Consider the following 2,827-nt stretch of genomic DNA (forward strand, 5'->3'; position numbering starts at 1 on the left):
AAGAGACAGCCCCCCCCCGCCGCAGTCACGTCCCGCGAAGCGCAAGGCACCGATGCTCCTGGCGCTAGGCTCGCTGTTCCTCTGCTGCCTCGGCTCCAGTGTCTTCGGCCTGTGGGCAGGCAAGGCGCATGAGTTTCCCGGCGAGGTGACGGGCACGGCCTGGAAGCGCACCGTGATTCAAGAGCGCTTCACCCGGGTGACGAAGCGGGGCTGGCGCAACGAGTTGCGCTCCGTCACGGCCCGCATGCCCGTCAACGGCACCGGCGAGGTGGCGGGCGTGGCCGACATCCGCGCCTGCGTGTCCGTCCAGCGAGGCACCCGCCGCGTCCCCGACGGCACGGAGCGGGTGTGCCGGACGAAGTCGCGCAAGGTGGCCTGCGGCACGGAGGAGAAGTGCCGCCGCAAGGACATGGGCAACGGCTTCATGGAGGAGGTGTGCGAGGACGTGACGAAGTACTGCCGCGAGTCCTATGAGGACTGCCAGAACGAGACGCGCTACCGCCGGGAGCCCGTGTATGCGGACCAGTGCACCTACGACACCCATGAGTGGAAGCCGCTGACGCGCAGGGAGGCGTCCGGCACCGACGATGCGCCGCGCTGGCCCGAGCTGGCCGTGGGCGCCGCGGACCGGCTGCGCCGCGAGGAGACGTACACGGTGCGGCTGCGCTACGAGGATGACGGCGCCCATGAGCACGTGCTGGAGCCGGAGGACGAACGGACGTTCCTCGTCTGGAAGAAGGGCCAGGGCGCGCGCCTCACCGTGACGAACCTGGGCACGGTGGAGAAGGTCGTGCCCCGATGAGTGCCCCCCACTCCAAGCCCGTGGAGTGCACGCGCTGCGGCGCCTGCTGCGTGGCGCCGGACATCGCCGCGCTGGACAAGCCGCTGGGCCTGCGCTGCCCACATTTGCAAGAGGACAACCTCTGCGGAGTCTACGAGGAGCGGCCCGCCATCTGCCGCGACTACCAGGCGGATGAAGTCTGCACCCTCATCGAGGCCCCCACGCTGGAGGAGCGCGTGGAGAAGTACCTGAGCCTCTTCGGGCTCCAGGCGGAGGCCCGCGCCTTGCGCGAGCAGGGCTGTGCGTCCATGCGCATGGCCCGCCGCCTGGACACCCTGCGCCGCCCTGACGGCGCCAAGGACTAGGCGCCTGGCGGCAAGAGCGCTTGTCGTCCCCGCGTACGGGCGTTATCCCCCGGCCGTGCGATTCCAGCCCACCCATCCCTTCGTGCCCGCGCCCGGCCTGGCCAACGAGCATGCGCAGACCATCTACGCCTCGCTCGTGCGCCCCACCCGCACGCCCGCGCTGCGACGCGAGCGCATGGAGTTGCCAGACGGCGACTTCGTCGACCTGGACACCTTCGACGGCGCGGCGGGCGCGCCGCATGTCGTGGCGCTGCACGGCCTGGAGGGTTCGTCCCGCGCGGGCTACGTCACCGCCATCCTGCGCGGTGCGCGGACGCGCGGCTGGGGCGCCACCGCGCTCAACTTCCGCTCATGCAGCGGCGAGCCCAACCGGCTGGCGCGCTCGTACCACTCGGGCGACATCGACGACGCGCTCCGGGTGCTGAACGAGACGCGCGCCCGCGTCACCGGCCCGCTATTCGCAGTGGGCTTCTCCCTGGGCGCCAACGTGCTGTGCCGGCTGCTGGAGACGCTGGGCGACGACGCGCCCGTGGAGGCCGCCGCGTCCGTCAGCGCGCCGTATGATTTGAGCGCCTGCTGTCGCAAGCTCGACGCGGGAGGCCCCTTCCACCGGCTGTACCGCGAGCGCTTCCTGCGGACGCTGAAGCAGAAGGCCCGCGAAAAGCTGCGCCACTTTCCGGAGGCCTTCGACGGCCAGGCCATGGAGGCGGCGCGCACCATCCGCGCCTTCGACGACGCGGTCACCTCCGAGCTGCACGGCTTCCGCGACGCCGCCCACTATTACGCGGAGTCCTCCGCCGGCCCCCGGCTGCACGCCATCCGCCGGCCCACGCTGCTGCTGAGCGCCGCGGACGACCCGATGCTGGAGACGCCCGTCATCCCGCCCGCCGCCGCCGCGAATCCCCACCTGAGCGTCGTGGTGACGGAGCACGGTGGACACGTCGGCTTCGTCGGCGGCCAGGTACACCGGCCCCACTTCTGGGCGGAGGCGCAGGCGCTGGCCTTCTTCGACGCGGTGTTGTCCCAGCCGCGCGTGGACTGAGGCAGCGGCCTCGGCTCAACCAAAGGACAACAGGATGCCGAGCTTCGCGGTGGGCTCGATGTTGCTCAGGCTCCAGCCGTGGAAGTTCGCGGGCTCCAGCGCGTCGCGGAACTGCTCGTCCACGCCGACGATGCCCGGGCTGTAGAGCCGCATGATGCTGAAGCCGCCGCGCACGAAGAAGGTCAGCCGCTTCGGGGCCTGCCATTCGAAGCCCAGCAGGGCGCTCGCGTAGGAGTAGCCCACGCGCTCCAACGAATGGATGGGCATCTGCGTGCGGTCCACGATGCGCCGCTCCAGGCCTTCACCATTCGCGGGCCGCGCATGGCCGGCCTCCAGCGTCAGCGCGGGCGTCAGGCGCCCCTTCAAGGGCAGCAACGTGAGCCCCACGCGCGCTCCGGGGCGGACACCATTGTGCGTGCCGCCCACGTGGAGCCGGAGCATTCGCGTGGGCCGGAAGGAGAGTGACAGGCCCGCGCCCTCGGGTGCGCTGGCGTCCAGCATCAATCCGAAGGGAGCCAGCCGCTCCGGGTCCTGGGTCCGCCGCTGGAGCCCCGAAGCTGGCGCTGCCTGTGCCGTCAGCAGCACCCCTACCGCCGCCAGCGCGGATACCACCCCCATGCCCTGCCTCCCGTGACACAT

4 protein-coding genes are annotated in these 2,827 nt (G+C 71.2%); 3 read left to right on the forward strand and 1 reads right to left on the reverse strand.

Annotation, left to right across the window (positions count from 1 at the left end; all coding sequences use genetic code 11):
* The 3 genes from FMQ63_RS36965 to FMQ63_RS36975 form a co-directional block, all read left to right on the forward strand.
* Positions 1-802: hypothetical protein (locus FMQ63_RS36965; protein ID WP_141277043.1), on the forward strand; the 802-nt coding region annotated here is incomplete at its 5' end.
* Positions 799-1,146 (forward strand): YkgJ family cysteine cluster protein, encoded by a 348-nt coding sequence (locus FMQ63_RS36970; RefSeq protein ID WP_011556045.1) that lies wholly within the window; start codon positions 799-801, stop codon positions 1,144-1,146. The genes FMQ63_RS36965 and FMQ63_RS36970, both read left to right, overlap by 4 nt.
* Positions 1,147-1,201: 55 nt before the next feature.
* Positions 1,202-2,188: a hydrolase gene (locus FMQ63_RS36975; RefSeq protein ID WP_011556046.1), complete on the forward strand. Its 987-nt coding sequence runs from the start codon at positions 1,202-1,204 to the stop codon at positions 2,186-2,188.
* Positions 2,189-2,203: 15 nt separating this feature from the next.
* On the opposite strand, the gene FMQ63_RS36980 is transcribed toward FMQ63_RS36975, so the two are convergent.
* Positions 2,204-2,827: hypothetical protein (locus FMQ63_RS36980; protein WP_228556573.1), on the reverse strand; the 624-nt coding region annotated here is incomplete at its 5' end.

This window comes from Myxococcus sp. CA005, from assembly GCF_006518205.1.
GTDB lineage: Bacteria > Myxococcota > Myxococcia > Myxococcales > Myxococcaceae > Myxococcus > Myxococcus xanthus.